20 protein-coding genes, 1 tRNA gene and 1 pseudogene are annotated in these 26,977 nt (G+C 64.9%); 17 read left to right on the top strand and 5 right to left on the bottom strand.

Annotated elements, in window-relative coordinates:
- Window positions 1–29: 29 nt before the first annotated feature.
- Window positions 30–1,691 (top strand): FAD-dependent oxidoreductase, encoded by a 1,662-nt coding sequence (locus NK8_RS39070; protein WP_162069580.1) that lies wholly within the window; start codon window positions 30–32, stop codon window positions 1,689–1,691.
- A complete protein-coding gene (locus NK8_RS39075) occupies window positions 1,688–3,091 on the top strand; it encodes an ATP-binding protein (RefSeq protein WP_213234489.1) in 1,404 nt (467 codons plus the stop codon). Before NK8_RS39070 ends, NK8_RS39075 begins: the two co-directional genes overlap by 4 nt.
- A gap of 5 nt (window positions 3,092–3,096) precedes the next feature.
- Here the strand turns inward: NK8_RS39075 and NK8_RS39080 are convergent, their stop codons facing one another.
- On the bottom strand, window positions 3,097–4,629 hold the full coding sequence (locus NK8_RS39080; RefSeq protein WP_213234490.1) for a NuoM family protein: 1,533 nt from the start codon (window positions 4,627–4,629) through the stop codon (window positions 3,097–3,099).
- A 341-nt stretch (window positions 4,630–4,970) separates the two neighbouring features.
- On the opposite strand from NK8_RS39080, the gene NK8_RS39085 reads away from it, so the two are divergent.
- Entirely contained in the window at window positions 4,971–5,219 is a 249-nt protein-coding gene (locus NK8_RS39085) for an adhesin (RefSeq protein ID WP_162069583.1), read from the top strand.
- A gap of 4 nt (window positions 5,220–5,223) precedes the next feature.
- On the opposite strand, the gene NK8_RS39090 is transcribed toward NK8_RS39085, so the two are convergent.
- Window positions 5,224–6,576 (bottom strand): NAD(P)/FAD-dependent oxidoreductase, encoded by a 1,353-nt coding sequence (locus NK8_RS39090; RefSeq protein WP_213234491.1) that lies wholly within the window; start codon window positions 6,574–6,576, stop codon window positions 5,224–5,226.
- A 111-nt stretch (window positions 6,577–6,687) separates the two neighbouring features.
- On the opposite strand from NK8_RS39090, the pseudogene NK8_RS39095 reads away from it, so the two are divergent.
- Window positions 6,688–7,578 (top strand): annotated as a pseudogene (locus NK8_RS39095) (LysR family transcriptional regulator); the annotation flags it as partial.
- A gap of 89 nt (window positions 7,579–7,667) precedes the next feature.
- On the opposite strand, the gene NK8_RS39100 reads toward NK8_RS39095, so the two are convergent.
- A tRNA-Leu gene (locus NK8_RS39100) sits at window positions 7,668–7,752 on the bottom strand.
- 155 nt (window positions 7,753–7,907) lie between these two features.
- Here NK8_RS39100 and NK8_RS39105 point away from each other — a divergent pair.
- The gene (locus tag NK8_RS39105; protein WP_213234492.1) at window positions 7,908–9,092 is read left to right on the top strand and encodes a mechanosensitive ion channel family protein; all 1,185 of its coding nucleotides are present in this window, start codon (window positions 7,908–7,910) and stop codon (window positions 9,090–9,092) included.
- Here the strand turns inward: NK8_RS39105 and NK8_RS39110 are convergent.
- Window positions 9,087–10,082, bottom strand: coding sequence for a LysR family transcriptional regulator (locus NK8_RS39110; RefSeq protein ID WP_213234493.1), 996 nt, complete (start codon window positions 10,080–10,082; stop codon window positions 9,087–9,089). The genes NK8_RS39105 and NK8_RS39110 overlap by 6 nt on opposite strands.
- A gap of 96 nt (window positions 10,083–10,178) precedes the next feature.
- Between NK8_RS39110 and NK8_RS39115 the strand changes: the two genes are divergently transcribed.
- Both NK8_RS39115 and NK8_RS39120 read left to right on the top strand, forming a co-directional pair.
- Window positions 10,179–12,206, top strand: coding sequence for an FAD-dependent oxidoreductase (locus NK8_RS39115; protein WP_213234494.1), 2,028 nt, complete (start codon window positions 10,179–10,181; stop codon window positions 12,204–12,206).
- Between the two features lie 51 nt (window positions 12,207–12,257).
- Window positions 12,258–13,835 (top strand): ABC transporter substrate-binding protein, encoded by a 1,578-nt coding sequence (locus NK8_RS39120; RefSeq protein WP_213234495.1) that lies wholly within the window; start codon window positions 12,258–12,260, stop codon window positions 13,833–13,835.
- A gap of 33 nt (window positions 13,836–13,868) precedes the next feature.
- Here the strand turns inward: NK8_RS39120 and NK8_RS39125 are convergent, their stop codons facing one another.
- A complete protein-coding gene (locus tag NK8_RS39125; protein WP_213234496.1) occupies window positions 13,869–14,741 on the bottom strand; it encodes a GNAT family N-acetyltransferase in 873 nt (290 codons plus the stop codon).
- 244 nt (window positions 14,742–14,985) lie between these two features.
- Here NK8_RS39125 and NK8_RS39130 point away from each other — a divergent pair, with 244 nt between their 5' ends.
- From NK8_RS39130 to NK8_RS39175, 10 genes are all read left to right on the top strand, one after another.
- Window positions 14,986–16,464: an aldehyde dehydrogenase gene (locus NK8_RS39130; protein WP_213234526.1), complete on the top strand. Its 1,479-nt coding sequence runs from the start codon at window positions 14,986–14,988 to the stop codon at window positions 16,462–16,464.
- A 197-nt stretch (window positions 16,465–16,661) separates the two neighbouring features.
- Window positions 16,662–17,330, top strand: a complete 669-nt coding sequence (locus NK8_RS39135) for a haloacid dehalogenase type II (protein WP_062258951.1) — start codon at window positions 16,662–16,664, stop codon at window positions 17,328–17,330.
- Between the two features lie 28 nt (window positions 17,331–17,358).
- Complete coding sequence (locus tag NK8_RS39140; protein ID WP_213234497.1) at window positions 17,359–18,633, top strand: FAD-binding oxidoreductase; 1,275 nt, start codon at window positions 17,359–17,361, stop codon at window positions 18,631–18,633.
- A 79-nt stretch (window positions 18,634–18,712) separates the two neighbouring features.
- Window positions 18,713–20,335, top strand: coding sequence for an ABC transporter substrate-binding protein (locus tag NK8_RS39145; protein WP_213234498.1), 1,623 nt, complete (start codon window positions 18,713–18,715; stop codon window positions 20,333–20,335).
- Between the two features lie 81 nt (window positions 20,336–20,416).
- The gene (locus NK8_RS39150) at window positions 20,417–21,373 is read left to right on the top strand and encodes an ABC transporter permease (protein WP_213234499.1); all 957 of its coding nucleotides are present in this window, start codon (window positions 20,417–20,419) and stop codon (window positions 21,371–21,373) included.
- Window positions 21,370–22,299 (top strand): ABC transporter permease, encoded by a 930-nt coding sequence (locus NK8_RS39155; RefSeq protein WP_162069593.1) that lies wholly within the window; start codon window positions 21,370–21,372, stop codon window positions 22,297–22,299. Before NK8_RS39150 ends, NK8_RS39155 begins: the two co-directional genes overlap by 4 nt.
- On the top strand, window positions 22,296–24,131 hold the full coding sequence (locus NK8_RS39160) for an ABC transporter ATP-binding protein (protein WP_213234500.1): 1,836 nt from the start codon (window positions 22,296–22,298) through the stop codon (window positions 24,129–24,131). Before NK8_RS39155 ends, NK8_RS39160 begins: the two co-directional genes overlap by 4 nt.
- Complete coding sequence (locus NK8_RS39165; protein WP_213234501.1) at window positions 24,128–24,442, top strand: (2Fe-2S)-binding protein; 315 nt, start codon at window positions 24,128–24,130, stop codon at window positions 24,440–24,442. The genes NK8_RS39160 and NK8_RS39165 overlap by 4 nt, the downstream gene beginning before the upstream one ends.
- Entirely contained in the window at window positions 24,427–25,815 is a 1,389-nt protein-coding gene (locus NK8_RS39170) for an NAD(P)/FAD-dependent oxidoreductase (RefSeq protein WP_213234502.1), read from the top strand. Before NK8_RS39165 ends, NK8_RS39170 begins: the two co-directional genes overlap by 16 nt.
- Window positions 25,812–26,975, top strand: a complete 1,164-nt coding sequence (locus NK8_RS39175) for an FAD-binding oxidoreductase (RefSeq protein ID WP_213234503.1) — start codon at window positions 25,812–25,814, stop codon at window positions 26,973–26,975. The genes NK8_RS39170 and NK8_RS39175 overlap by 4 nt, the downstream gene beginning before the upstream one ends.
- Window positions 26,976–26,977 lie beyond the last annotated feature (2 nt).

Below are 26,977 nucleotides of genomic sequence, written 5' to 3' on the forward strand. Positions count from 1 at the left end.
CGCCCGCAGTCGTGAGCGCCTGAGCCGCCATGGACAAGCCCGTGATTCTCGCCGTGGACGACGACCCGATCGTGGCCGGCGCGGTGGCGCGTGACTTGCAGATCGCATACGGCGAGCATTATCAGATCGTGCGCATGGATTCGGGACCGGCGGCGCTGGAGGCGGCGCAGCATTTGCGCCTGCAGAACCGGTCGGTGGCGCTTTTCATCGCGGATCAGCGCATGCCGAAGATGAGCGGCATCGAGTTTCTCGAACAGGCCATCGAACTGTTTCCCGAAGCCAAGCGCGTGCTGCTGACCGCCTACGCCGACACCGACGCCGCCATCCGCGCGATCAACACGGTGCATCTCGATCAGTATCTGCTCAAGCCCTGGCACCCACCCGAGCAGAACTTCTATCCGGCGCTCGACGACCTGCTCGCCGACTGGCACGCGTCGTCGCGTTCGGCGTTTCAGGGCATCCGCATTCTCGATCACCGCTGGTCGCCGCAAGGGCATCAACTGCGCGATTTCATGGCGCGCAATCACATTCCGTTTCGCTGGCTCGACGTCGAACGTCACGCCGAAGCCGAACCGCTTCTGAGCGCGCTCGCGCCGGGGCAGCGTCACCTGCCGGTGATCGTGTTCGAGGACGGCAGCGTGCAGAGCCGTCCCACGACCGCGCAGATCGCCGAAAAGGTCGGGCTGCACACGCGTTCGACGACGCCGTTCCACGACCTCGTGATCGTCGGCGGTGGACCGGCCGGACTGGCGGCGGCCGTGTACGGCGCATCGGAAGGGCTGCATGTCGCGATCATCGAGTGCGACGCGCCCGGCGGACAGGCCGGCACCAGTTCGCATATCGACAACTATCTCGGCTTTCCGTCCGGCGTGAGCGGCGCGGACCTGTCGCGGCGTGCGCTCGCGCAGGCGCGGCGCTTCGGCGCGGAGATGATCCTCACGCAGCACGCGGTGGGGCTGCGTATCGAGCCGCCGTACAAGTTCGTCAGGCTATCGGATGGATCGGAAGTAAGCTGTCTCGCGCTGATGGTCGCGAGCGGCGTGTCGTATCGCAAGCTGGAAGCACGCGGGGTGCAGGAACTGACGGGCGCGGGCGTGTATTACGGTGCGGCGCTGGTGGAGGCCGTCGCGTGCGCGAATCAGGACCTGTATATCGTCGGCGGTGCGAATTCTGCCGGCCAGGGCGCGATGTTTCTGTCGAAGTACGCGCGCTCGGTCACGATCCTGTGTCGCGGGCCGTCGTTGAGCGCGGGCATGTCGCACTACCTCGTCGAGCAGATTCACGAGACCGAGAACATTCGCGTGCGCCCGCATACGGAAGTCGAGAGCGTGAGCGGCGACGGGCATCTCGCGGACATCACGCTGCGCGACCTGCAGACCGGAGATTCGGAGACCGTTCCGGCGAGCGGGCTGTTCGTGTTCATCGGCGCGGCGCCGTGCACGGAATGGCTGCGCGGCGTGGTCGAGCGCGACGAGCACGGCTTTCTGCTGACGGGCCGCGCGCTCGTCAAAGGCGGGCGCGCGCCCGCGGGATGGGAGTCCGGGCGCGATCCGTTCCTGCTCGAAACGAGCGTGCCCGGCATTTTCGCGGCGGGCGACGTGCGCGCCGATTCGGTCAAGCGCGTCGCGGCGGCGGTGGGCGAAGGCTCGATCGCCGTGCATTTCATCCATCAATATCTCGCGAATCCATGAGCGATCCGTCGATGCTCTTCGAGATGCCGCTCTTCGCGGTCTTGTCCGCCGAGCGCAAGCAGTGGCTCAGCGCGAATCTGAGCGAGCATCGCCTGAAGCGTGGCGAAGTCCTGATGCGCGAAGGACAGACCGTGACGCATCAGTTCATCCTGCTCGAAGGCGAGCTGCTGACTGAAAAGCTCGTCGCGGGCCGGCAGGTGATCGACGATACGCGCCCCGCGCCGGTTTCGGTCGCGGAGGCTTCGTTGCTCGCGGGCATGCCGCTGCCGCTCACCTTCAGCGCGAACACGGACTGCTATCTCGTCTCGCTGACCGAGAGCGTCGTGCGTACGCTGTTGAGCGAATGCGAGTCCTTCAGCAAGCAGATCTTCCAGTCGATGTACGGCCGCATCAGCGCCTACGACACCTTCATTCTGAGCGGCGAGAAGCTGGCCGCGCTCGGACGCCTGTCGGCGGGGCTCGCGCACGAGCTGAACAATCCGGCGGCGGCCGTGGCGCGCGCGGCGGACGGCATGCGCGACGCGCTCGACAGTCTGCATCGGGCGACGCGCGCGCTCGTCCTGTGCGCGATGCCCGCCGACATCATGGATACGCTCGACGCCTGGGCGAGCCGCGCGCCGCCCGTCGTCGACGCCACGCCGCAGGGCGCGTTGCGGCAGAGCGAAACGGAAGAGCGTTTCGCGCAGTGGCTTTCTTCACACGGGTTCGCGAAGCCCTGGCTGATCGCGCCGCGCCTCGTGGCGGCCGGTTTTGCGCCGGAAGAACTGGAGTCCGTAGCGGCGCGCGTGAGCCGCGAGCAATTCGGCGCGGGTGTCCGCTGGCTTGCCGCGACATTCGAGATGCGCTTTCTGTCGGAGCAGACGTGGCTCGGCGCCGGACGCATCTCGGAGATCGTGAAGGCGATGAAGTCGTACTCCTACATGGATCAGGCGCCGCTGCAGGAAGTCGACATCCACACCGGTATCGAGGATACGTTGACCATCATGCAGCATCGGCTGAAGCATGGCGTGGTCGTCACGCGGGACTACGATCGCGCGTTGCCGCCCGTGCCGGTGTACGGCAGCGAGCTGAATCAGGTGTGGACCAATCTGATCGACAACGCCATCGACGCGATGGAAGAAAACGGCGAGCTCACGATCCGCTCGCATCGGGAAGGCAACTGCGCGGTGATCGAGATATCCGACACGGGCCACGGCATACCGGCCGATATCCTGCCGCGCCTGTTCGAGCCGTTTTTCACGACCAAGCCGCCCGGCAAGGGCAATGGGCTGGGGCTGCACATCGCGTACCGGACGGTGGTGCATCGGCACGACGGCCGGCTCAACGTGGTCGCGAACGATAGCGGCACCACGTTTCAGGTGCGCCTGCCGCTCGAGCATCGGCACGCGGCGGCGCGCTGAGCGCGTTAGCCGGGCGCGCGCTCCGACACCGTCTCGCGGTGCGCGTCATACGAAGGCGCACTGGCGTCGGCGGGCAACGACGAGCCGAGCGCCGCCGACAGCAGACCTTCGACCGACGGGCCCATCGCGTCCGTGAAGGTCTTCGGGTGCACGCCGATCGCGAGCACCAGCACGGCCATCGCCCCGAACAGCGCGAACTCGCGCTTGCCCAGATCGCGCAGCGTGGCCACGCGTTCGTTCTTCACCGCGCCGAAGATCACGCGCTTGACCATCCACAGCGTGTAGGCGGCGCTCAGGATCAGCGACGAGGCGGCGATTGCGCCGATCCAGAAATTCACGCGAATCGCGCCCATCAGCACCAGAAACTCGCCGACGAATCCCGACGTGCCGGGCAGGCCGACGTTGGCCATCGAGAACAGCATCGCGCAGACGGCGAAGCGGGGCATTGTGTTGGCGACGCCGCCGTAGGCATCGATCGAGCCGTTTTTGGTGCGCTCGACCAGCACGCCGGTGCACAGCAGCATCGCGCCCGAGACGATGCCGTACGACAGCATCTGCACGACCGCGCCTTCGGTGCCCATGCGGTCGAACGTGAACAGGCCCAGCGTCACGAGACCCATGTGCGCGACCGCCGAGTACGCGAGCAGCTTGCGCATGTCCGTCTGCACGAGCGCGACGAGACTGCCGTAGATGACGGCGACGAGCGCCAGCGCGATCATCGCCGGGGCGAAGAAGTGGGATGCGTCGGGCACGATCGGCAGCACGTAGCGCAACATGCCGTAGCCGCCGATCTTCAGCATGCCGAGCAGGATCGCCGCGCCGGTCGGGCCTTCCGCGTTGACGTCGGGCAGCCACGTGTGGACCGGCCACATCGGCACCTTGACCGAGAACGCCGCGAGGAAGCAGACGAACACCACGATCTGCGGCGTGAAGCCGAGCTTCAGATGGCGCCACGCGTCGATGTCGAAGGTATGCGCCTGCGTCCACAGGTAGATCAGCGCGGCCAGCATCGCGAGCGAGCCGAGCAGCGAGAAAAAGAAGAAGCGGATGGCCGCGTACACGCGCCGCTCGGCGCCCCACGTGCCGATCAGCAGATACAGCGGAATCAGCGACGCTTCGAAGAACACGAAGAACAGCATGCCGTCGAGCGACGCGAACACGCCCTGCATGCAGCCCGAGAGCACGAGAAACGCGCCGTAGTACTGCGCGACCTGCTTCGTGACCGCCTGCCACGACGCGACGAAGACGATGAGCGTCGTCACGGCCGTGAGCACGGTGAACCACAGCGAAATGCCATCGACGCCCAGGTGATACGAAATACCGAACTGCGGCAGCCACTCGACGCGCTCGACGAACTGCATCGCGCCCGACGACGCATCGAAGCGCGACAGCAGCGGCACGACCGGCAGCAGGCTGAGGATCGCGCCGAACATCGCGACGGCGCGCGCGAGCGTCGCCGAAGCGCTGAACGTCAGCACGAAGATGCCGGACACCACGGGAATCCAGATGAGAAAGCTGAGAACGGACGGCAGATGCATGGGTTTTTTTGAATCGAACGCAAGGCGCGGCCAGCACGCGATGGACGTGCTCGCTGGAACAGCGCGAATGACAGTGGAATGTAAGGCGGGGCGGGTGCGCGGAGGGTTCGGGGCGACTTGAACGTATTCAGCGTAGGCCTAAGGGTTAACGAGAATAACCCAAAAGAAAAGATTTTGGGGAATTGCCGGGGATCAAATTCATTGCGCGCGGCGGCATTGACATTTTTACCGATTGGCTGTTCGGCGGGCTGCGCGCTGAATAAACCGTCCGTTCGCTCCGGGCTTGCCCTGATTTGCCCGGAACCGTCTGACCCTTAGCCTAGATGGCAAGGAGACTCAGCATGCGAAAAGTATTCAAGGCCGCCGTATTCGCGCTCGTCGCTTACCTCGTCGCCGATCGCGCCATGCTCCACGCGCAGGGACGCGACCTCAGCGCGGCTGCGTGCGTCCAGAGCGCCGCGCAGGTCGAATTCGACGCGCTGAGCAAGGGCTTCAGTCAGGCCGCCGCGAGCAGTCAGCGCGACGCGTTCAGATCGCAATGTCTGGTGTCCGGCCGCGCGCAGAGCGGCGAAGCCATGGCGATGCGGTAAGGCTTCAATTCAGCTTCACCGTAGGCCGCACGCGTTCGCGAAGCCATTGGCTCGCAGCGTACATCACCGCGCGCCTGACGCCCGTGAGCCCCATGATGTGCCGGCGATACAGATGCCGGTAACACGACGCCGCGAACCATCCGTCGATGAAAAGCGGCTGCCGCAGCAACTCGCTCATCAGCGCGCCCGCCGCGCCGGCGCGTCCGAAGGAAATGAGCGTGCCCTGATCGCGATAGGCGAACAACGGCACGGGGCGATCGTCGAGGCGCCGCGTGAGCGCATCGGCGAGATAGACGGCCTGCTGAAAGGCTGCCTGCGCGCGCGGCGGCACCAGCGCGTCGCCTTTCGCTGCGGCGCACGCCGCGCAATCGCCCATCGCATGAATGCCCGAACCGGGTTCGATCTGCAACGTGCCGTCGACGATCACCTGTCCGAGCCGGTTCAACGGCAATCCTTCGAGCGTGCGCAACACGGGCGGTCCTTCCACGCCGGCGGCCCAGATCGTGATGTCGCTCGCGAGCGTTTCGCCATCCACGGTCGCAACGGCGTTCGCATCGACCGCGCGCACGCGGCAACCCAGTCTCACTTCGACGCCGAGTCCGGCGAGCACGTCCTGAGCGCGCGTCGAGATGCGCTCCGGCAGCGCGGGCAGCACGCGCGGCGCGCCTTCGAGCAGACGAATGCGGATATCGTCGGCCGGATCGAGCGACGCGAGGTGATAGTCGCGCAGCATTTCCGCCGATCCGCGCAGTGCGGCGGCCAGTTCGACGCCCGTCGCGCCGCCGCCGATCACCGTCACTGAAACCGGCGTCCGGGCGGCGCCGGGCTCGGCCTGCCGCGCATGGCCCGAGCGCAGCAGGCTCGACAGTAGACGCCGCCTGAACGTTTCCGCCTGCTCCACTGTCTCCAGCGTCAGCGCATGCTGTTCGGCGCCCGGAATCGCGAAGAAGTTCGTCACGCTGCCGAGCGCGAGCACGAGCGTATCGAATGCGAGTGTGCGCTTGGGCATGAGCGGGCGGCCATCGACATCGGTCGTCTCGTCGATGACGATCTCGCGCCGACCCCGGTCGATACTCGCGAGCGCGCCCTGTTCGAAGCGGAAGTGATTCCACTTCGCGTGAGCGGCGTAGTCGATCTGATGGCTCGATGCATCGATCTGGCCTGCCGCGACTTCGTGCAGCAGCGGCTTCCAGAAGTGCGTCGGAAAGCGGTCGATGAGGATCACTTCGGCGCGCCGCCGCTTGCCGACGCCATTGCCGAGACGCGTCGCGAGTTCCAGCCCGGCCGCGCCGCCGCCCACGATGACGATGCGATGCGGAGAATCGACCTGGCGTTGCGCATATGGATTCAACATCATGGTTCTCCCGGAAATGCGATTGGATGCTTGACGACCTCGTTGGGAAAAATATAAGGTCGCGAAAACATTTGCGCTATTTAGTATTTATCGCCGACCCATAAGTTTTCACTAATGTTAAAAACGACGACCTTCCGCCAGTTGCGCACATTGCAGACCGTCGCGCGCGTGGGCAGCATCTCGGGCGCGGCCGAGGAACTGCATCTCACGCAACCGGCGGTATCGCTGCAGATTGGGCTGCTGGGCGAGGCGGCAGGCACACCGCTTCTGCGCCGCGTGGGACGTGAGGTTCAGCTCACCGCCGCGGGCGAGGTGATGGCGCGTTATGCGAACGAGATCCTGAGTCTCTGGAACGAAGCCGGCGAAGAAGTCGCGGCGCTGCGTGGCGAACTGGGCGGCACCTTGCGGATCGGCGCGATCACGACGGCGGAGTATCTCGTGCCGCCGCTGCTCGTGAGATTCACGAAGGAGCGGCCCGGCGTGAAGCTGCAGTTCCGCATCGGCAATCGCGATGACATCGTGCGCATGCTCGCGACCAATGAAATCGACCTCGCGATCATGGGACGGCAACCGCGCGAGCTGCGCACGAGCGCGGCCGCGTTCGCGAAGCATCCGATGGCGTTCGTCGCCGCACCGACACATCCGCTGATGCACGCGAAGCGCCTGCATCTGACCGATCTCGAAGCGGCGAATCTGCTCGTCAGGGAGCGCGGCTCGGGCACGCGTGTCGCGATCGAGGGGCTCTTCAAGGAAGCGGGATTGAAGCTGCACGCGGCGTCGGAGCTATCGAGCAATGAAGCGATCAAGCAGCTCGTCGAAGCGGGACTCGGCGTCGCGTTTCTTTCGCTACATGCGTGCGCGCTGGAGATGCAGGCGGGCTTGCTCGCGACGCTGCCGTTTCCATCCACACCGATCGAGCGCGCGTGGCATGTCGTGCATATGTCGGAGCGGCGCTTGCCTCAGGTCGCCAATGCGTTTCGCGAGTTCCTGATGCATTCGGGTGCGGCCGCGGCGGGCCTGACTGCGCCGCCGGAGATGCACAAGGCACGCGCGGGGCGCAAGGAGAAGAACACGGAAGTGATCGCTGAAGCGACTGGTGCCCAGGGCGGGACTCGAACCCGCACGCCTCGCGGCGCTACCCCCTCAAGATAGTGCGTCTACCAATTCCGCCACCTGGGCAAGGGGACCGAATTGTAGCGGGAAATATGTGAAATGCGAAGTGCCTGCGCGCATCGTTCGACGGCGCGCGTTCGCCACTACAATAACCAGCGCAGCAAGTGTCACGTCCGATTCGGCTGATCAATCTCGTCGGTTCGCCCGCGTCAGGAGCGTTCATGTTCGGCAACAGCTTGCGATTCGAAGTCGGACCGGACTGGCAAGTCCACGTCGCCACGGACAGCTGGGCTGTCGCCACGCTTCTGGTCGTCGCACTGCTGCTGGCGATTCTGCTGGCGAGCGTGATCTGCTATTACGCGACGCGCGCGGTCATGCTGATGATCGTCAGCCGCCTCGCACGCAAGGAAGGGCGCAAATGGCTGATCGCCGCGGAGCGTCATCGCGTGTTTCACCGGCTCGCGCCGCTCGTGCCCGCGGCAATCGTCTATGCATCCGCGCCGCTGCTCTCCGGCCTCACGTTTCCGGTGATCCCGGCGCTCGGCCATCCGCTGGCCATTCTCGCGGCCTGCTACATGGTCTACACGCTCATGCGCGCGGCGCTCGCGCTGCGCGACAGCATCGAGGAACGCTACAGCCATTTTCCGACCGCGAGCGAGCGGCCGATCAAGAGCTTCCTGCAAATCGCCACCATCGTCGCGTATCTGGTCGCGCTGATAGCGGTGGTGTCGGTCCTGCTGGAGCGCTCGCCGCTCTATCTGCTCACTGGCCTCTCCGCCATCACCGCGCTGCTCATCATCATCTTCCGCGACTCGCTGCTGGGTTTCGTCGCGAGTATTCAGCTCGCGGCCTACGACATGCTGCGCGTGGGCGACTGGATCGAGGTGCCCGGATTCGTCGCCGATGGCGTCGTGATCGATATCGCGCTGAACACCATCAAGGTACGCAACTTCGACAACACCATCGTCATGTTGCCGAGCCAGCTTCTCTTGTCGAACAGCGTGAAGAACTGGCGCGGCATGTTCGAATCGGGCGCGCGGCGTCTGCGTCATGCGATTCACTTCGACGTCGACACCATTCGCTTCCCCGATGACGCATTGCTCGCGCGTCTGCCGTTCGCGCCGCCCGAAGGCGAGCGCCGCACGAACCTCGGTCTGTATCGGCTCTATCTCAGCGGCTATTTTCGCGAGCATCCGGCCGTGCGCCGCGACATGCCGTTCGTGATCCGGCATGTGCAGTCGACCGCGCCCATCGTGGCGCTGGAGATCTGCGTGTATCTCAACGAAATACGCTGGGAACGCTACGAGAACCTGCAATCGGACATGCTCGATCACGCTTACGGTGTCGTGCCGTTGTTCGGCCTGCGCTGCTGGCAGCGGGACCGTTCGGCGTCCGCCGCATCATGACGGTGTCGGCACCGTAGTCTCGGCATCGACACCGCGCGCGGCACGGTCCGCGCGGTTCTTCGGCACCGCGCTCAACGGCGCGAGCACGCGCCGTGCGTCGTCGAGTTCCTTCTTCATCTCGTCGATGAGCCATTGCGCCACCGCGCGCGTACTCTCCGACGGATTCGACGAGCGATGTTCGAGCACGTAATTGCAGCCCGTTGCGATATAGCGATCCCACGCGGGAATCACCTTGCCTTCGTTGAGCGGCGCCGCGATCGCGAGCAGCCAGCCGAGCACGACGCCCTGACCGAGCATCGCGCATTGCACGGCGAGCCCCGGGTCCGTGTGATGCACGGCCTCGCCGATACCTTTGTCGGACAGTCCCGTAGCCCGATGAAAATCGGCCCATGAAAGCGTGGTCACGTCGAGATGAATGTAGGCGTGACCTTCGATGTTCGCGGGTGCGTCGAGCGGACCGAACTCCGCCAGATAGTTCGAACTACAGACAGGAACGATGATCTCCGGACACAGCAGAAAGGGGTCATCGTCCGAACCGGGCCCGTGCAGCCGGATGCCGAGATCCGCATCTTCGAGCGGCCCATACAGACGGCCGGCCATCACCTGCAAGCGCAGATTGATGGACGGAAACGCACGGCGGAATTCCGCATAACGCGGCAGAAGCCACAACGCGGCGAAGCCGCTCGCGAGCGATAGCGTGACGATCTCGCCTTGCGCGTGATCGCGCTTGAGTTCATCGATGGTGTCGCCGATCTGCCCGAAGCCGGATGCGACGGCCCGCTGCAATGTTGCGCCGCGATGCGTCAGGGTTAGCCCTGACTTCGTGCGCTCGAAGAGCCTGAAGCCGAGCGCGTCTTCAAGCCGCGCCACCATGCGGCTCACCGCAACGGGCGTCACGTTGAGTTCGCCGGCGGCCTTGGTGAAGCTCAACAGCCGCGCGGATGTTTCGAAGACGAGCAGTGCCTGAAGAGAAGGAAGTCGCAGACTCATACAACACCATGTTATGGGGCATGCATCGATTTGTAATTTGACGGCGCATATTGACCTCCTTACCTTGAGTCCGACGCCCACTTCATCTGGCAGGCCATGACTACTGCTTCGTCGGACCCCTTGCTTCAAACCTTCACGCTCAAGCATCTGCAGTTCAGGAACCGCGTGATGAGCACGAGTCACGCAAGCCGTCTCACGCGCGACGAATTCCCGCAGGAGGTCTATCAACGGTATCACGAGGAAAAGGCGAAAGGGGGTATCGCGCTGACGATGTTCGGCGGCTCGTCCAACGTGAGCCTCGACAGTCCGAACACGTTCCAGCAGATCAACGTCGGGACCGATGCGGTGGTGCCGCATCTGCGGCGCTTTTCGGATCGCATTCATACGCACGGCGCGGCACTGATGTGCCAGATCACGCATCTCGGGCGGCGCGGCGATGCATATACCGAACCCTGGCTGCCGATGATCGCGCCATCGGCTGTGCGCGAAACGCTGCACCGCGCCATGCCGCAGGCGATCCACGACGCGGACATCAAACGCGTGATTCGCGACTTCGGCCTCGCGGCGAAGCGCTGCCGCGACGGCGGGCTCGACGGCATCGAAACGCATGCGGGCGGCCATCTCATCGGTCAGTTCATGGACCCGACCGTGAACCTGCGCACCGATAAATACGGCGGCTCGACGGCCAATCGCGTGCGCTTCGCGATCGAGGTCCACGAGGAGATTCGCAAGCAGGTGGGCGACGATTTCATCGTGGGCTTTCGCTTCGCGCTCGAAGACGGCTGCAGCTTCGAGGAAGGGCTGGAGATGTCGCGCATTCTGCAAGGCACCGGTCTCTTCGATTTCTTCAATGTCGCGTTCGGCCGCATGGACACGAAGATGTCGCTCGCGGTCAATTCGATGCCCGGCATGTTCGTGCCGTCCGCGCCGTGGCTGCCGAAAGCCGCCGCGTTCAAGCGCGCGGTCGATCTGCCCGTGTTCCACGCAGCGAAGATCGCCGATCTCGCCACCGCGCGCTATGCAATTCGCGAAGGCCTGCTCGACATGGTCGGCATGACGCGCGCGCATATCGCGGAGCCGCATCTCGTGAAGCTCGTCGAAGCGGGCCGGGAGGACGAGGCGCGGCCGTGCGTGGGCGCATCGTTCTGCCGCAACTTCCGCGCGACGTGCATTCATAACCCGGCGACCTCGCGCGAGACGTACCTCACGCACGACATACCCGAAGCCGCGCAGAAGAAGCGCGTGCTGATCGTCGGCGCGGGACCGGCGGGTCTCGAAGCCGCGCGCATCTGCGCGACGCGTGGGCACGACGTCACCGTGCTCGAAGCGAACTCGACGGCGGGCGGACAGATGCTGCTGGCGGCGACGGGAAGCTGGCGGCGCGATCTCATCGGCATCGTCGACTGGCGCGTGTCGCAACTCGACAAGCTCGGCGTCGATGTGCGCTACAACCACTACGCCGAACTGAGCGACGTGCTCGATCATGGCGCGGATGCCGTCATCATCGCGACGGGCGGGCTGCCGAATCTCGATGCGCTGCCGGGCGGCGAGCTGTGCAAATCCGTCTTCGATGCGCTCACGGAGACGCCGCCGCGCGAAGGCAGCGTATTGGTGTACGACGGCACTGGCCGGCACAACGCGTATTTGTGCGCGGAACGTTATGTCGATGCGGGCCTCGACGTATCGCTCGCGCTCATCGACAGCATGCCCGCGCAGGAAACCGGCGGACGCGGCGACGATCAGGTGTGGATGCGCAACATCGCGCGCTGGGACGTGCCCGTGCGCGCGAACATCGAACTGATCGAAGTGAGTGCGTCGGCGGGCGGCAAACGCCGCGCGGTGTTCCATCATCATCTGACGAATGAGCGCATCGAGATGGAAGCGGTTCATGTGGTCGTCGAGCGCGGCATGCTCGCGGTCGAGGATCTCTTCGAGGCGGCGCGCATGTATTCCGTCAACGACGGCTATACCGATCTCGAAGCGTTCGCGACCGGCAAGCCGCAGCCTGCCGCGCAGGACGGCGAAGCAGGGCAATTCCATCTGTACCGCATCGGCGATGCGAGCGCGTCGCGCGACATCCACACGGCCATCTATGACGCTTACCGGCTTTGCCTCGCGCTATGAAGGCCCGTTCAACACCATCCGCCATCACGACATGACCGAGCGAGGCTGACCATGACATTGCCGAAGGAATTCGTAGTCGCCGATCCAGGCCGCCGCAAGGCGATGAAGACGCTTGCTGCCGCAGGCGCGGCGACCCTCATCCTGCCGGGCGCTTCGTCACTTGCGTTCGCGGCGAACGAGCCCACGCCGCAACGCGGCGGGCGCATTCGCGTGGCGCTGGCGAACCAGTCGCTGATGGATTCGCTCGATCCCGCGAAGGGCACGCACACCGGCGACTATTCGCGTGCGTACATGTTCTACAGCGGCCTCACCGAACTCGACGCCGACTTCAAGACGCAGAACGCGCTCGCGGAGAAGCTCGAAACGGACGACTTCCTGAAGTGGACCATCACGCTTCGGCCCAACGTGCACTTCCACGACGGCAAGCCGTTCACATCCGACGATGTCGTGTTCTCGCTGATGCGCCACAAGGACCCGGCGACGGCATCGAAGGCGAAGTCGATCGCGGATGGCTTCAGCACGGTCAAGGCGGCCGGGCCGCTCAAGGTCGAGATCACGTTGACGGAGCCGAACGTCGATCTGCCCGCGCTGCTTGCGATTCCGCATCTGGTGATCGTCGCCGCGAACACGACGGACTTCTCGAAAGGCAACGGCACGGGCCCGTTCACATGCAAGGAATTCACGCCGGCGCAGCGCTGCATCGGCGCGCGCAATCCGAACTTCTGGAAGTCGGGACGTCCTTATCTGGACGAAGTGGAGATCATCGGCATCGGCGATGATGCGGCGCGCACCAATGCGCTGCTCGCGGGCGACGTGCACCTCATCTCGCCGCTGCCCGCGCGCGATGTCGATCGCGTCAAGCAGACAGGCAAGGTGACCGTGCTCGAAAGCCCGTCGCAACTCTATTCGGACCTCGCATTGCGGCAGGACATGTTGCCCACGAAGAGCGCGGACTTCAACGAGGGCATCAAGTATCTGCATGACCGGCAGCGCATCGTGAGCGTGATGCTGCGCGGCCACGGCACGCTCGCGAACGATCATCCGGTGCCGGAGTGGCATCCGTACTTCATGAAGGGCTTGCCGCAACGCGCGTTCGATCCGGACAAGGCGCAGTTCCACTTCAAGAAGGCCGGCACGTCCGGCGCGCGCGCGGAGATCGTCGCGCCGCCGTCGGTGGAGACCGCGCTGGATTCCGCCATGATGATCCAGCAGGCCGCAAAGCAGGCGGGCATCGACATCAACGTGCGCCGCGTGCCCGCCGATGGCTACTGGACGACCTACTGGATGAAGTACCCGATGACCTACGGCTCGATCCTGCCGCGCCCGACGCTCGATCTGCTGTACACGCAGTTCTTCCGCTCGAATGCGAACTGGAACGAGTCGGGCTGGAAGAACGAGCAATTCGATCAACTGCTGGTGCAGGCGCGCCGCGAGCGCGACGAAGCGAAGCGCAAGCAGATGTACGGCGACATGCAGACGATCGTCTACGAGAAGAACAGTCTCGTGATTCCCGCGTTCATCAACTTCATCGACGCGCAGAGTTCGACGCTGCGCGGCCTGAAGGGCACGCCGTCGGGACGCGTGATGGGTTACAGATTCGCGGAGTTCGCGTGGCTCGACAAGGCGTGAAGACCGGCCCCGCCGATGTCCACGCACAAGCGCTCACCACAGCGCCTGGCTCGTCAGCGCGAATTGGGTGAGCGTTGCATCGGCGGATGGCGGGCCGTTCAGCGCCATCTGCTCGATGGTATCGACGAGCGGCAGCCCGAGGCCTTCGAGCCACGAAGACAGCCCGTATCGCAGCGGCGTATCGACACGCACGAACATGCCCGCGTTGAGCGCGAGCCAGTAGCTGATCAACGCCTTGGCGCGGCTCTGATCGGGCGATTCGGGCGCGATCACCGGCCCGATCACGTGACCGTCGCCGAAACGCCGGAACAGCGCGAAGCCGATCAGCTCGCCATCGCGATCGAGCGCGATGCCGCTCGCAACATCGAGCAATGCAGGCATCAGCGCGGTGCGATCCAGTCCGCTCGCGCGCGATGCCAGCCCGGCGAGACGCGGCGTGTCCTTCGCGCCGATCGGACGCAGCCGCTCGCCCGGCGGCAGCGACACGAGCGGCGGCTGAAACGCCGCGCCCTGATGCTGATGAATCGTATCGATGCGCGTAAAGCCGCGCGCCTCGCACAAGGGCTTGCCTTCGCCGGACGCGTGAATCAGCAGCAAGCGCGCGCCGAGCTTTGCGATCAGCCGGTCGAGCAAGCCGCGACCGATGCCGCGCCGCTGATGCTCCGGCGACACGATGAACATGCCGAGCGTCGCGGCCTGCGCGCCGAACTGAAATGCGAGCGCGGTGCCGACGAGCTGGCCGTGCTGATCGACGGCGGCGAACCCGCTGCCCAGACGTGCCGCGAGGCGCCAGTCGTCCGCGCGATGCCGCCACTTGACGGACGCCGACAGCGCGTGCGCCGCGGGGATGTCGTCGAGCGTGAAAGCCCGGTATTCGACCACATCGTTATTGCTCGAGTCGGGCACGCCGGCCTCCTCACTTTGAAGACATTTACCGTGACTTTGACATTGCGCAGCGCCGCTGGCTAGGACGATCTTCCTGTCCCGCACGGTTCAAGGGCGTGCGCGCGTGGTGCAACGCAAAACCGCAGGTTATCGCAGCGAGAACGCGCGCGCCGTGCTGAATCGGCAATTTTGTCAGCGACATATGCCGGTGCGCCGGGCCTACGATGAAGCCATGTCAACGCAACGTCCCGGAGGACTTACGCATATGGACCGGTTCGATCCTGCCAGCCTCGTCATCAGGAGCGGGCATTTCATCGGCGGCGAATTGATCGATGCGGGCGCGTCGCGCATCGAGGTCGCGCGGCCGTCGGATGGCGTCGTGTATGCATCGGTGCCCGTCGCCGATGAAGCGATGATCGACTACGCCGTGCAGAACGCATACAGCGCGTTCAGGCAGAGCGACTGGGCGCGCCGCGCACCGCGCGAGCGTGCCCGCGTGCTGCGCACGTTCGCCGATCTCGTCGCCGCCGATGCAGCCAATCTCGCGCCGCTCGAAGCGCTCGGCTCGACGCGTCCCGTGCGCGATGCGTACAACTGGGACGTGCCGTTCACCGCCGAGAGCATCCGCTTTTATGCGGAGTTCGCCGACAAGATCGGCGGCGATGTCGCGGCGACCGATCATCGGCATCTCGGCATGACGATCGCCGAGCCGTACGGCGTGATCGGCGCGATCGCACCGTGGAATTTTCCACTCGTGATGGGCATATGGAAGACCGCGCCCGCGCTCGCGGCGGGCAACGCGGTCGTGCTGAAACCATCGGAGATGACGCCGTTCTCCGCGCTGCGTCTTGCTGAACTCGCTTTGGAAGCGGGCGTGCCGCCGGGTATCTTCAACGTCGTTCAGGGCGATGGCCGCACGACCGGCGATGCGCTGGTGCGTCATCCGCGCATCGGCAAGGTGACGTTCACCGGATCGACGCGCACGGGCGCCGCGATCATGGCCGCCTGCGCGGAGTCGGGCACCAAGCCCGTCACGCTCGAACTGGGCGGCAAGAGTCCGCAGATCGTGTTCGCCGATGCGCCGCGCATCGATGAGGTCGCACGCCGCATCGCGGGCGCGATCACGGGCAATGCGGGGCAGGTGTGTGTCGCGGGTTCGCGGCTGCTGGTGCAACGCGCGATCGCGGATGAACTGACCGATCGCATCGCACAGGCTTTCGGCGAACTCAAGGCAGGCGCGACGTGGGTTGCGGGCACGACCTTGTCGCCGATCATCTCCGAGCCGCAGGCGCAGCGCATCGACGCAATCGTTCAACGCAGCATCGCGACCGGTGCGAGCCTGCGTTGCGGCGGCAAGCGCGCGGATGCGGCGACGCCCGGCGCGTTCTATGCGCCGACCTTGCTGTGCGATGTCACACAGGACAGCGATGCCGTGCGCAGCGAGATCTTCGGCCCGGTGCTGACCGTGCAGTCCTTCGATTCCGAAGAAGAAGCGCTCGAACTCGCCGCGCATCCCGACTATGGCCTCGCCGCAGGCGTGCATACGGCGGATATCGGCCGCGCATTGCGCATGGTGCGCGGCATCGAGGCCGGCACGGTCTGGGTGAACCGTTATGGCCGCACAAGCGACTTCGTGATTCCGACTGGCGGCTACAAGCGCTCGGGCATCGGCAAGGATCTCGGGCGGCAGGCTTACGAAGCGAATCTGCGCTTCAAGAGCGTGCTGATCGACACTGAAAGTTGATACGTACGAGCGTGCGAAAAGAACGCCGCATTATCTGCTGCGGCGATGCTTCAAAACGCATGACTTATGTCGTTGCGAGGCGCGCATTCAACGCCATCAGTCATTTTTGCCTTGTTTAAATTTCTCTCAACACTTCGCTGTTGCTTGCTTTCACCACTGAACTCCGGACGGGTTCAATACACGACAGGACTGACACCATGATCGATTTCGAGCCGAAGTACATCACGTTCGACTGCTACGGCACGCTGACGAAATTCCGCATGGCCGATATGGCTCGCGAGATGTACGCCGACCGCCTGCAAGGCGACGACCTGGAGCAATTCGTCAAGTTCTTCGCGGGCTATCGCCGCGACGAAGTGCTCGGCGCGTGGAAGCCGTATCGCGACGTGATCGTCAATTCGGTGCGCCGCGCGTGCGAACGCATGAACGTCGAATTCAACGAAGCGGAAGCCGAAAAGTATTACCTCGCCGTGCCGACCTGGGGCCCGCATCCGGACGTGCCGGAAGGTCTCTCGCGCCTGGCTACGAAATACAAGCTCGTGATTCTCTCGAACGCATCGAACGATCAGATTCAAAGCAACGTCGACAAGCTCGGCGCGCCGTTCCATCGCGTGTTCACGGCGCAGCAGGCGCAGTCGTACAAGCCGCGCATGCAGGGCTTCGAGTACATGTTCGACCAGTTGAACTGCAATCCGGAAGACGTGCTGCACGTCTCGTCGAGCCTGCGTTACGACCTGATGACCGCGCACGACATGGGCATCAAGCACAAGGCGTTCGTCAAGCGCGGCCACGAGCCGGGCACGCCGTACTACGAGTATTACGAAGTGGACACCATCGGCGATCTCGCCACGCAACTCGGTCTGTAAAACACGCCACTTCACGCGAGCAATGCCGATGAAACTCGACTCCTACTGGCTCGACACCGCGCCCGCGATGATCCCGACGTGCGAAGGCCCGGCGGATGGCCAGGCCGATGTCGCCGTGATCGGTGGCGGGTTCACGGGTTTGTCGGCGGCGCTCGCGTTGGGCAAACGCGGCGCGTCGGTCGCGGTGCTCGATGCCGGGCGCATGGGTGGCGGCGCGTCGGGACGCAACGGCGGGCAGTGCAATACGGGCGTCGCGCAAGACTACGCGGCGCTGCGCGCGCAACTCGGCGTGGAGCGCGCGCAAGGCTGTTATCGCGCGTATGCGGCGGCGGTCGACACGGTCGAGCGTCTGATTCGCGAGGAGCACATCGATTGCGACTATCTCGCATCCGGCAAGCTCAAGCTCGCCGCGAAGCCGCATCACCTCGAACACATCGCGAAGACGGCCGAGCTTATCCGGCGTGAAGTCGATCCGGATGTCGATCTGCTCGATCGCGAGCAGGTCCGCAACGAAGTGCAGTCCGACGCTTTTTACGGCGGCCTGCTGCAGCGTCACGGCGGCCAGATGCATATGGGCAAGTTCGCCGCGGGTCTCGCGCAAGCCGCAGTGAGGCAAGGCGCGCGACTCTATGAACATGCCGAAGTCACTGCAATAACGAAGGAAGGCGGCGCGTATCGAATCGACTCGAAGCGCGGCACGTTGTACGCGAAGCAGGTTTTGATCGCGACGGGCCCGTCCAAGCACGGTCCGTTCTCGTGGTATCGGCGCAGGCTCGCGCCGGTCGGCTCGTTCATCATCGTGACGGAACCGCTGCCCGCCGATCAACTGCAACGACTGTTGCCGAACCGCCGTTCGTACACGACGAGCCGCCTGATGCACAACTATTTTCGCGTCACGCCCGATGCGCGCATTCTGCTCGGCGGACGTGCTCGCTTCACCGCGTCGGAGCGTCCATCGGATGCTAAGAGCGGACGCATCCTGCAGGCGAATCTCGCGTCGATCTTCCCGAGTCTCGCCAATGCGCGCATCGACTATTGCTGGGGCGGTCTCGTCGATATCACCGCCGACCGCCTGCCGCGCGCGGGCCAGCACGACGGCATCTATTTCTCGATGGGCTACAGCGGCCACGGCACGCAGATGTCCACGCACATGGGCCAGGTCATGGCCGACGTGATGAACGGCAACGCGGACGCGAATCCGTGGCGCGATTTCGACTGGCCCGCGATTCCGGGTCATACGGGCAAGCCATGGTTTTTACCGCTCGTCGGCGCGTATTACTCGATCAAAGACGTGTTCTATTGAAGCATCGAAGCAAAGACAGGCGGCCCATATTCCATAAACAAGCCGTCGAACATTTACAGCCCCTATCGCGGAGAAGTTCATGAGCATCGACACATCGCCTGAAGCACTTGCCCATGCCGATGCCGGCAAACGGCTCGAAGAACTGACGCGCCGTGGCGCGTCGCGGCGCAGCGTCCTGCGCGCGATGGCCGCGGGCGGGCTGCTGTCGGTGACGGGCGCGGGGCTTCTCACCGCAACCGGCGCGGCTCATGCGCAGAGCAAGCCGAAGCAGGGCGGACGCATCCGCGTGGCGACGCAGTCGTCGTCCGCCGCCGATACGCTCGATCCCGCGAAGGGCGCGCTCGGCACCGACTACGCGCGCGCGTTCATGTTCTACAGCGGCCTGACCGAACTCGACAATCATCTCGGCGCGAAGATGGCGCTCGCCGAATCGCTCGAAACGAAGGACGCGACCGTGTGGGTCGTGAAGCTGCGCAGCGGCGTGCAGTTCCATGACGGCAAATCGCTCACGCCGCAGGATGTCATCTATTCTCTGATGCGCCATAAAGACCCGGCGATCGGCTCGAAGGCGAAGACGCTCGCCGACCAGTTCAAGGAAGTCAAGGCGACCGGCCCGAACGAACTGACCATCACGCTGACGGGCGCGAACGCGGACCTGCCGGTGATTCTCGCCGACTCGCACTTCCTCATCATCAAGGACGGCACGACCGACTTCAAGACGGCGGTCGGCACGGGTCCGTTCAAAGTGAAAGAGTTCGCGCCGGGCGTGCGTACCGTGGGCGTGCGCAACGAGAAGTACTGGAAGCCGGGCATGCCGCATCTGGACGAAGTGGAACTGATCGGCATCGCCGACGAGCCCGCGCGCGTGAACGCGCTCATGTCGGGCGACGTGCAGCTCATCAACGCGGTGAGCGCGCGCTCGACCGAGCGCATCAAGGGCACGCAAGGCTTCGCGGTGCTGGAAACGAAGACCGGCCAGTACACCGACCTCATCATGCGCGACGACGGCGGCATCACGGGCAATGCGGACTTCCGCCGCGGCATGATGTACCTGATGGACCGCGAACAGATGCGCAAGACGATCTTCCGTGGCTATGGCGCGATCGGCAACGATCAGCCGATCGATCCGAGCAACAAGTACTACATGTCGGGCCTGCCGCAACGCGGCTTCGATCCCGACAAGGCGAAGTTCCACTTCCAGAAAGCGAAGCTCGGCAGCGCGCCGATTCAGCTCTACGCATCGCCGGCGGCGGAAGGCTCGGTCGAAATGGCCGTGCTGATGCAGCAGGTCGCGCCGCAGGCGGGCATCAATCTGCAAGTGACGCGCGTGCCGTCCGACGGCTACTGGTCGAATCACTGGATGAAGCATCCGCTCGGCTTCGGCAACATCAACGCGCGCCCGAGCGCGGACGTGATCTTCACGCAGTTCTTCAAGTCCGACGCGCCGTGGAACGAAGCGAACTGGAAGAGCGCGCAGTTCGACCAGATGCTGGTCGCCGCGCGTGGCGAACCGGACGATGCGAAGCGCAAGAAGATCTACGGCGACATGCAGGAACTCGTGCACACCGATGGCGGCATCGGCATTCCGATGTTCCAGAGCTCGCTCGACGCGCACACCACGAAGCTCGAGGGTCTCGGCGGCATTCCGCTCGCGGGTCTGATGGGCTGGATGTTCGCGGAAAACGTATGGCTCGAGGCATGAACATGGTGTAACGCCGGACGTGCGCCGCCGTTAAAGCGGCGGCGCACGAAGTCAACCCTTCAACGAGAGAGGCGATATCCGATGAAAGTTCATGCGCAACGACTCGTCGCCGCGCGCCTCGGCCTCGCGCTGCTCACGCTGTTCATCGTGTCGATGGTGGTGTTCGGCATCACCGGCCTGTTGCCGGGCGACGCGGCGCAGCAGGCGCTCGGCCAGGCGGCCACACCCGAACAGGTTGAGGCGCTGCGGCATCAGTTCGGCCTCGATCAACCCGCTGTTACGCGCTATGTGCAATGGCTCGTGCATGTGGTGACGGGCAACTTCGGCACGTCGCTGTCGAACAATCTGCCGGTCAGCGAACTGATCGCCACGCGTCTGCCGAATTCGCTCGTGCTCGCGGCGCTGACGGCGCTCGTGTCCGTGCCGGTTGCGCTCATCATCGGCATTGCATCGGCGATGTATCGCGGCTCGCTCGTCGATCGCGCGCTCAACGTGCTCACGCTGTCGACCGTCGCCGTGCCCGAGTTTCTCGTCGCGACCATCGCCGTGCTGATCTTCGCGGTGAAGCTGCGCTGGCTGCCCGCGTTGTCGTATCTGTCGGATGTGTCGTCGTTCGGCGGGCTCGTGCGTACCTATGCGATGCCCGTGATGACGCTGTGCTGCGTGATCGTCGCGCAGATGGCGCGTATGACGCGCGCGGCCGTGCTCGACCAGTTGAACGCGTCGTATGTGGAGATGGCGCTGCTCAAGGGCGCGTCGCCGATGCGCGTCGTATTGCGCCATGTGCTGCCGAACACCATCGGACCGATCGCGAATGCGGTTGCGCTCTCGCTGTCGTATCTGTTCGGCGGCGTGGTGATCGTCGAGTCCATCTTCAACTATCCCGGTCTCGCGAGCCTGATGGTCGATGCCGTCACCAACCGCGACATGCCGCTCGTGCAGGGCTGCGTGATGGTGTTCTGCGCGGCGTATCTCGCGCTCGTGCTCATTGCCGATCTGGCTCAGATCGTCTCCAACCCGAGGCTGCGTCAACGATGAACCGGAACGTCTCTTCTCACGCCACGACCATGCTATACGAGCAGCCTCCCGCCGACGCGCCGCAGGACGAGGCGCCCGTGGTCAAGCGCAGCGTGTTCAGGCGCCTCGTCGATCGCTTCGCCGTACTGGGGCTGATCGGTCTTTTCATCGTCGTGTTCTGGCTCGCGGTCGCGTTCATCGGGCCGGTCATCGCGCCGTACAAGGGCGGCGCGTTCACGTCGACGGAAGTGTTCGGCTCGTTCAGCGCTGCGCATCTGCTCGGCACCGACTATCTCGGCCGCGACATGCTGAGCCGCATTCTCTACGGCACGCAGTACACGGTCGGGCTCGCGCTCGCATCGACGGTCGCGGCGAGCGTCATCGGCACGTTCTTCGGTCTGGTGGCCGCCGTGTCGGGGCGCTGGGTCGACGAAGTGCTGAGCCGTCTTTTCGATGCACTCATCTCGATCCCGAGCAAGATTCTCGCGCTCGTCGTAATCGCCGCGTTCGGCTCGTCCATTCCGATGCTGATGATGGTCGCAGCGCTCGCGTACATCCCCGGCGCGTTCCGCATCTCGCGCTCGCTCGCGGTGAACATCATGACGCTCGAATACGTGCAGGTCGCGAAGGCGCGTGGCGAGAAGCTGTTCTACATCGCGCGCGTGGAAGTGCTGCCCAACATGATTCATCCGATGCTCGCGGACTTCGGCCTGCGCTTCGTGTTCATCGTGCTGCTGCTCTCGGGCCTGAGCTTTCTCGGCCTCGGTGTGCAGCCGCCGAACGCCGACTGGGGCTCGCTCGTGCGCGAGAACATCGGCGGGCTTGCGGAAGGTGCGCCTGCGGTGCTGATGCCGGCAGTCGCCATCGCGACGCTCACCGTCGGCGTGAATCTGCTCATCGACAGCCTGCGTCGTCATGGCGCGCGTTCGCATGGAGGCCGGCAATGAACACGAACATGATCGAAGTGAAGGGCTTGCGCGTCATTGCCGGCGTCGCGCCCGATCCGGTCGTCGAGATCGTGAAGGGCGTCGACTTCACGGTGAAGAAGGGCGAAGTGCTCGCGCTGATCGGCGAGTCGGGTTCGGGCAAGACGACCATCGCGCTGGCGCTGCTCGGCTATGCGCGTGGCGGCTGCGCGATCGCGGGCGGTTCGGTGAAGGTCGGCGATACGGATGTGTTGTCGCTCGATGCGAAGGGCCGCCGCGCATTGCGTTCACGCACGGTCGCGTATGTCGCGCAGAGCGCATCGGCGGGCTTCAATCCGGCGCGCACGATCATGGATCAGGTGACCGAGCCCGCGCTGCTGCACAAGCTGATGACGCCCGTCGCGGCGCGTCAGAAGGCGATCGGCCTGTTTCGCTCGCTCGCGTTGCCCAATCCGGAGACGATCGGCGATCGCTATCCGCATCAGGTGTCGGGCGGCCAGTTGCAGCGCCTCATGGCGGCGATGGCGTTGATCACCGATCCCGCCGTCGTCGTGTTCGATGAGCCGACCACCGCGCTCGACGTGACCACGCAGATCGAAGTGCTCGCCGCATTCAAGGGCGTGGTGCGCGAACTGGGCACGACGGCCGTGTACGTATCGCACGATCTGGCGGTCGTCGCGCAGATGGCGGATCGCATCGTCGTATTGAACGGCGGACGCGTGCGCGAGAACGGCACCACCGCGCAAGTGCTCGACGCCCCCGCCGACGACTACACGCGCCAGTTGCTGGCGGCGACGCGCCGTCCCGAAGCCGAGCTCACCATGCCGGACGAAGCGCGCGATGTCCCGCTGCTCGAAATCCGCAACCTGAGCGCGGGCTATGGCCGCATCGATGCGAACGGCTTGCCTGCCGTGCGCGTGCTCGACGACGTGAGCCTGAAGATCGTGCGCGGCAGCACGCTCGGCGTGATCGGCGAGTCGGGCTCGGGCAAGACCACGCTCGCGCGCGTGATCGCGGGGCTCGTGGATCGCGCGCGCGGCGACGTGCTGCTCGACGGCAAGCCGCTGCCCGCGAAGCTTTCGGAGCGCACGCTGGAGCAATATCGGCGCGTGCAGATCGTGTTTCAGAACGCCGATACCGCGCTGAACCCGAGCCGCACCATCGCCGATATCCTCGCGCGGCCGATGAACTTCTATCACGGCCTGCGCGGTGCACCCGCGCAAAAGCGCATGCTCGAACTGCTCGATCTGGTGAAGCTGCCGGCATCGATCGCAAAGCGTCAGCCGGGCGGTCTGTCGGGCGGACAGAAGCAGCGCGTGAATCTCGCGCGCGCGCTCGCAGCGAAGCCTGAGCTGATTCTCTGCGATGAAGTGACCTCCGCGCTCGATACGGTCGTTGGCGCGGCGATCCTCGATCTGCTCGCGGAACTGCGTCGTGAACTGAACGTGTCGTACATGTTCATCAGCCACGACATCTCGACGGTGCGCGCGATCTGCGACGAAGTCATCGTGCTCTATGCGGGCCAGTGCGTCGAAACGGGCCAGCGCGATGCGCTGTCGCATCCGCCGTATCACCCGTACACGGGCTTGCTCGTTGATTCGGTGCCCGCCTTGCGTCCCGGCTGGCTCGATTCGCGCCGCGCGATGGCGCTCGGCGCGTTGCCCGTGCTCGGTCCGGAAAGCGATGCGCCCGAGCTGTGCAGCTTCCGTTCGCGTTGCGCGGCGCGCATCGACGGCAAGTGCAATGTGACGCCGCCTGCGAAGAAGACCTTGCCATCGGGCGCGGAGATTCTGTGCCATCACAGCGCCGACGATCTCTCGCGCATGCAGTCGATGGAAACGGTGACGGCATGAGCGGACGTTTTGTGAGAGTCGCGGAGCAGGGCCGCAGAACCTTCGAGATCGTGATCGACGGCAAGCGCGCGCTCGCAGCCGCCGGCGACACGTTGATGGTCGCGTTGCTGACCTCGCAGGAAGCCCTGCGCGATTCCGAATTCGGCGATGGCCGTCGCGCCGGCTTCTGCGTGATGGGCGCGTGCCAGGACTGCTGGGTGTGGATGGCGAACGGCGAACGCGTGCGCGCCTGCACGACACAGGCTGTCGAAGGCATGTCGATCGTCACGCATCTCGCGCAAGCGCAGGAGGGCGTATGGCCGCGACTGTGATGGTGATCGGCGCGGGGCCGGCGGGCGTGCGCGCAGCGCAGGCGCTGGTCGAAGCGGGCCTTCGTCCCGTGGTGATCGACGAAGGCAGGCGCGATGGCGGGCAGATCTATCGTCGTCAGCCTGAGGGTTTTACGCGCACGTATGAGACCTTGTACGGCACGGAAGCGCAACGCGCGCGCGCCTTGCACGAAAGCTTCGATGCGTTGCGCGCGAAGATCGACTACGTGCCCGATACGCTCGTATGGAACATCGAGCCGAACGCGGTGCATGTGGTGAGCGGCACGCATCATCGCAAGCTCGCCTTCGATGCACTCATCATTTGCAGCGGCGCGACCGATCGTCTGATGCCCGTTCCCGGCTGGCATCACGCGGGCGCGTATAGCCTCGGCGGCGCGCAGGTCGCGCTGAAATCGCAGGGTTGCGCGATCGGCGCGCGCGTCGTGATGATGGGCACGGGGCCGTTGCTCTATCTCGTCGCCGCGCAATACGTGAAGGCGGGCGCGACGGTGAGCGCGGTGCTGGATACATCGACGATCGCGCAACGGCTGCGCGCGTTGCCGCAATTGCTCGCGATTCCATCGACGCTGAAGAAGGGCGTCGCGTTGATGCGCGTGCTCAGGGATGCGCGTGTGCCGGTTCATCGCGGCATCACACCGGTTCAGATTCAAGGGACGCCGGAGCGTGGCGTGCAAGGCGTGCGCGTCAAACTCGCCGACGGCGCGCTGCTGAACGTCGATTGCGATGCCGTCGCGCTCGGTTATCACTTGCGCTCCGAGACGCAACTCGCCGATCTCGCGGGCTGCGAATTCCGCTTCGATGAGGCGTTGCAGCAATGGCTGCCCGTCGCCGATGAAGACGGCCGCAGCAACGTGCAAGGCGTCTATCTCGCAGGCGATGGCGCACGCGTGCGCGGCGCGGATGCGGCCGAACGCGCGGGCCGGCTTGCGGCGCTTGCCGCGTTGAAAGACATCGGCATGGCGCGCGACGAAGACGAAGTGAGCAGGTTGCGCGTGCAACTGTCGCGCTTTACGCGCTTCGCCGCGGGCTTGCGCACGGCATTTCCATGGCCCGCGCGACTGGCCGCCGCGTTGCCGGACGAGACCATCGTGTGCCGCTGCGAAGCGATCACCGCTGGGGAACTGCGGCGCGTCGTGAACGAAATGGGCGCGCAGGAAGCCAATCGCGCGAAGGCGTTTTCGCGCGTCGGCATGGGACGTTGCCAGGGCCGCTTCTGCGCGCATGCGGGCGCGGAAGTGATCGCGGCTGAAGCGCGCGTGCCGCTCGAAGCAGTCGGACGCCTGCGCGGACAGGCGCCCGTCAAACCTTTGCCGATGGCGCTCGCGCCGAATCAGGACATGGAGACAAACGCATGAGCGAGCGTGCCGATGTGATCGTGATCGGCGGCGGCATCGTCGGCACGTCGACAGCCTTGTTTCTGCGCCGCCGCAAGCGTTCGGTGATTCTGCTCGAACGCGGCCTGACCGGACAGCAGGCAAGCGGCGTGAACTTCGGCGGCGTGCGTCGGCAAGGACGCGCGCTCGAACAACTCGCGATGTCGAATCGCGCGCTCGACACATGGCGGCGTTCGCGCGAGTTGCTCGGCGAGGATATCGAGTTCCTGCCATCGGGTCATACGCGCGTGTGCTATCACGCGCATGACGCGGAATACTTTCATCGCTATGCCGCCGATGCGCGTGACTACGGACTCGATCTCGAAGTGCTCGAAGGCGCGACCATGTTCCGACGCTTTCCCTTCCTCGGCCGCGACGTGCTCGCAGCATCGATCTCGCCGCTCGATGGTCATGCGAATCCGCGTCTCGCCGCGCCCGCGTTCGGGCGTGCCGCTGCGCGGCTCGGCGCGCGCATCGTCGAGAACACGGAAGTGATGCACGTCGAAAAAGAATCGGACGGCTTTCGCGTGCAAACCGCGACGGGCGATGTGTATCGCGCGGATCAAGTGCTGATCTGCGCGGGCGCATGGGCCAACGCGCTATCGACGCAATTCGGCGAACCGGTGCCGCTCGCCGCGCGCGGGCCGCAAATGGCCGTCACCGAACCCGTGCCCTACGTGTTCCAGTTTTCGATGGGCGTGTACACGTCGATCAAGGAAGAGAGCGTGTATTTCCGGCAGATTCCGCGCGGCAATATCGTGCTGGGCGGCGGTCCGCCCGGCCCGGCCGATGCCGTCACGCGCAGAGCGTCTGTTCTGCCCGAGAACACCGTCGCGCAGATGGCGCAGTTCCGCCGCATGGTGCCTTCGATGCGACCGCTGCATGTGATTCGCGTGTGGAGCGGCGTCGAAAGTTATCTGCCGGATTCGGAACCGGTGATCGGACCGAGCTCGAAAGCCGATGGCCTTTTCTATGCGTTCGGCTTCAGCGGATCGGGTTTTCAGATCGGCCCGGGCGTCGGTGAAACGCTCGCCGAGCTGATCGATACGGGCAGCACGCCGATCGATCTCGCTTCGTTTTCCATCAGACGATTTCAGCGCGCATCGTCGACGCACGCAGAATCGGTCACTTCCGAGACTTAGCC

It is taken from the genome of Caballeronia sp. NK8, from assembly GCF_018408855.1.
Lineage (GTDB): Bacteria > Pseudomonadota > Gammaproteobacteria > Burkholderiales > Burkholderiaceae > Caballeronia.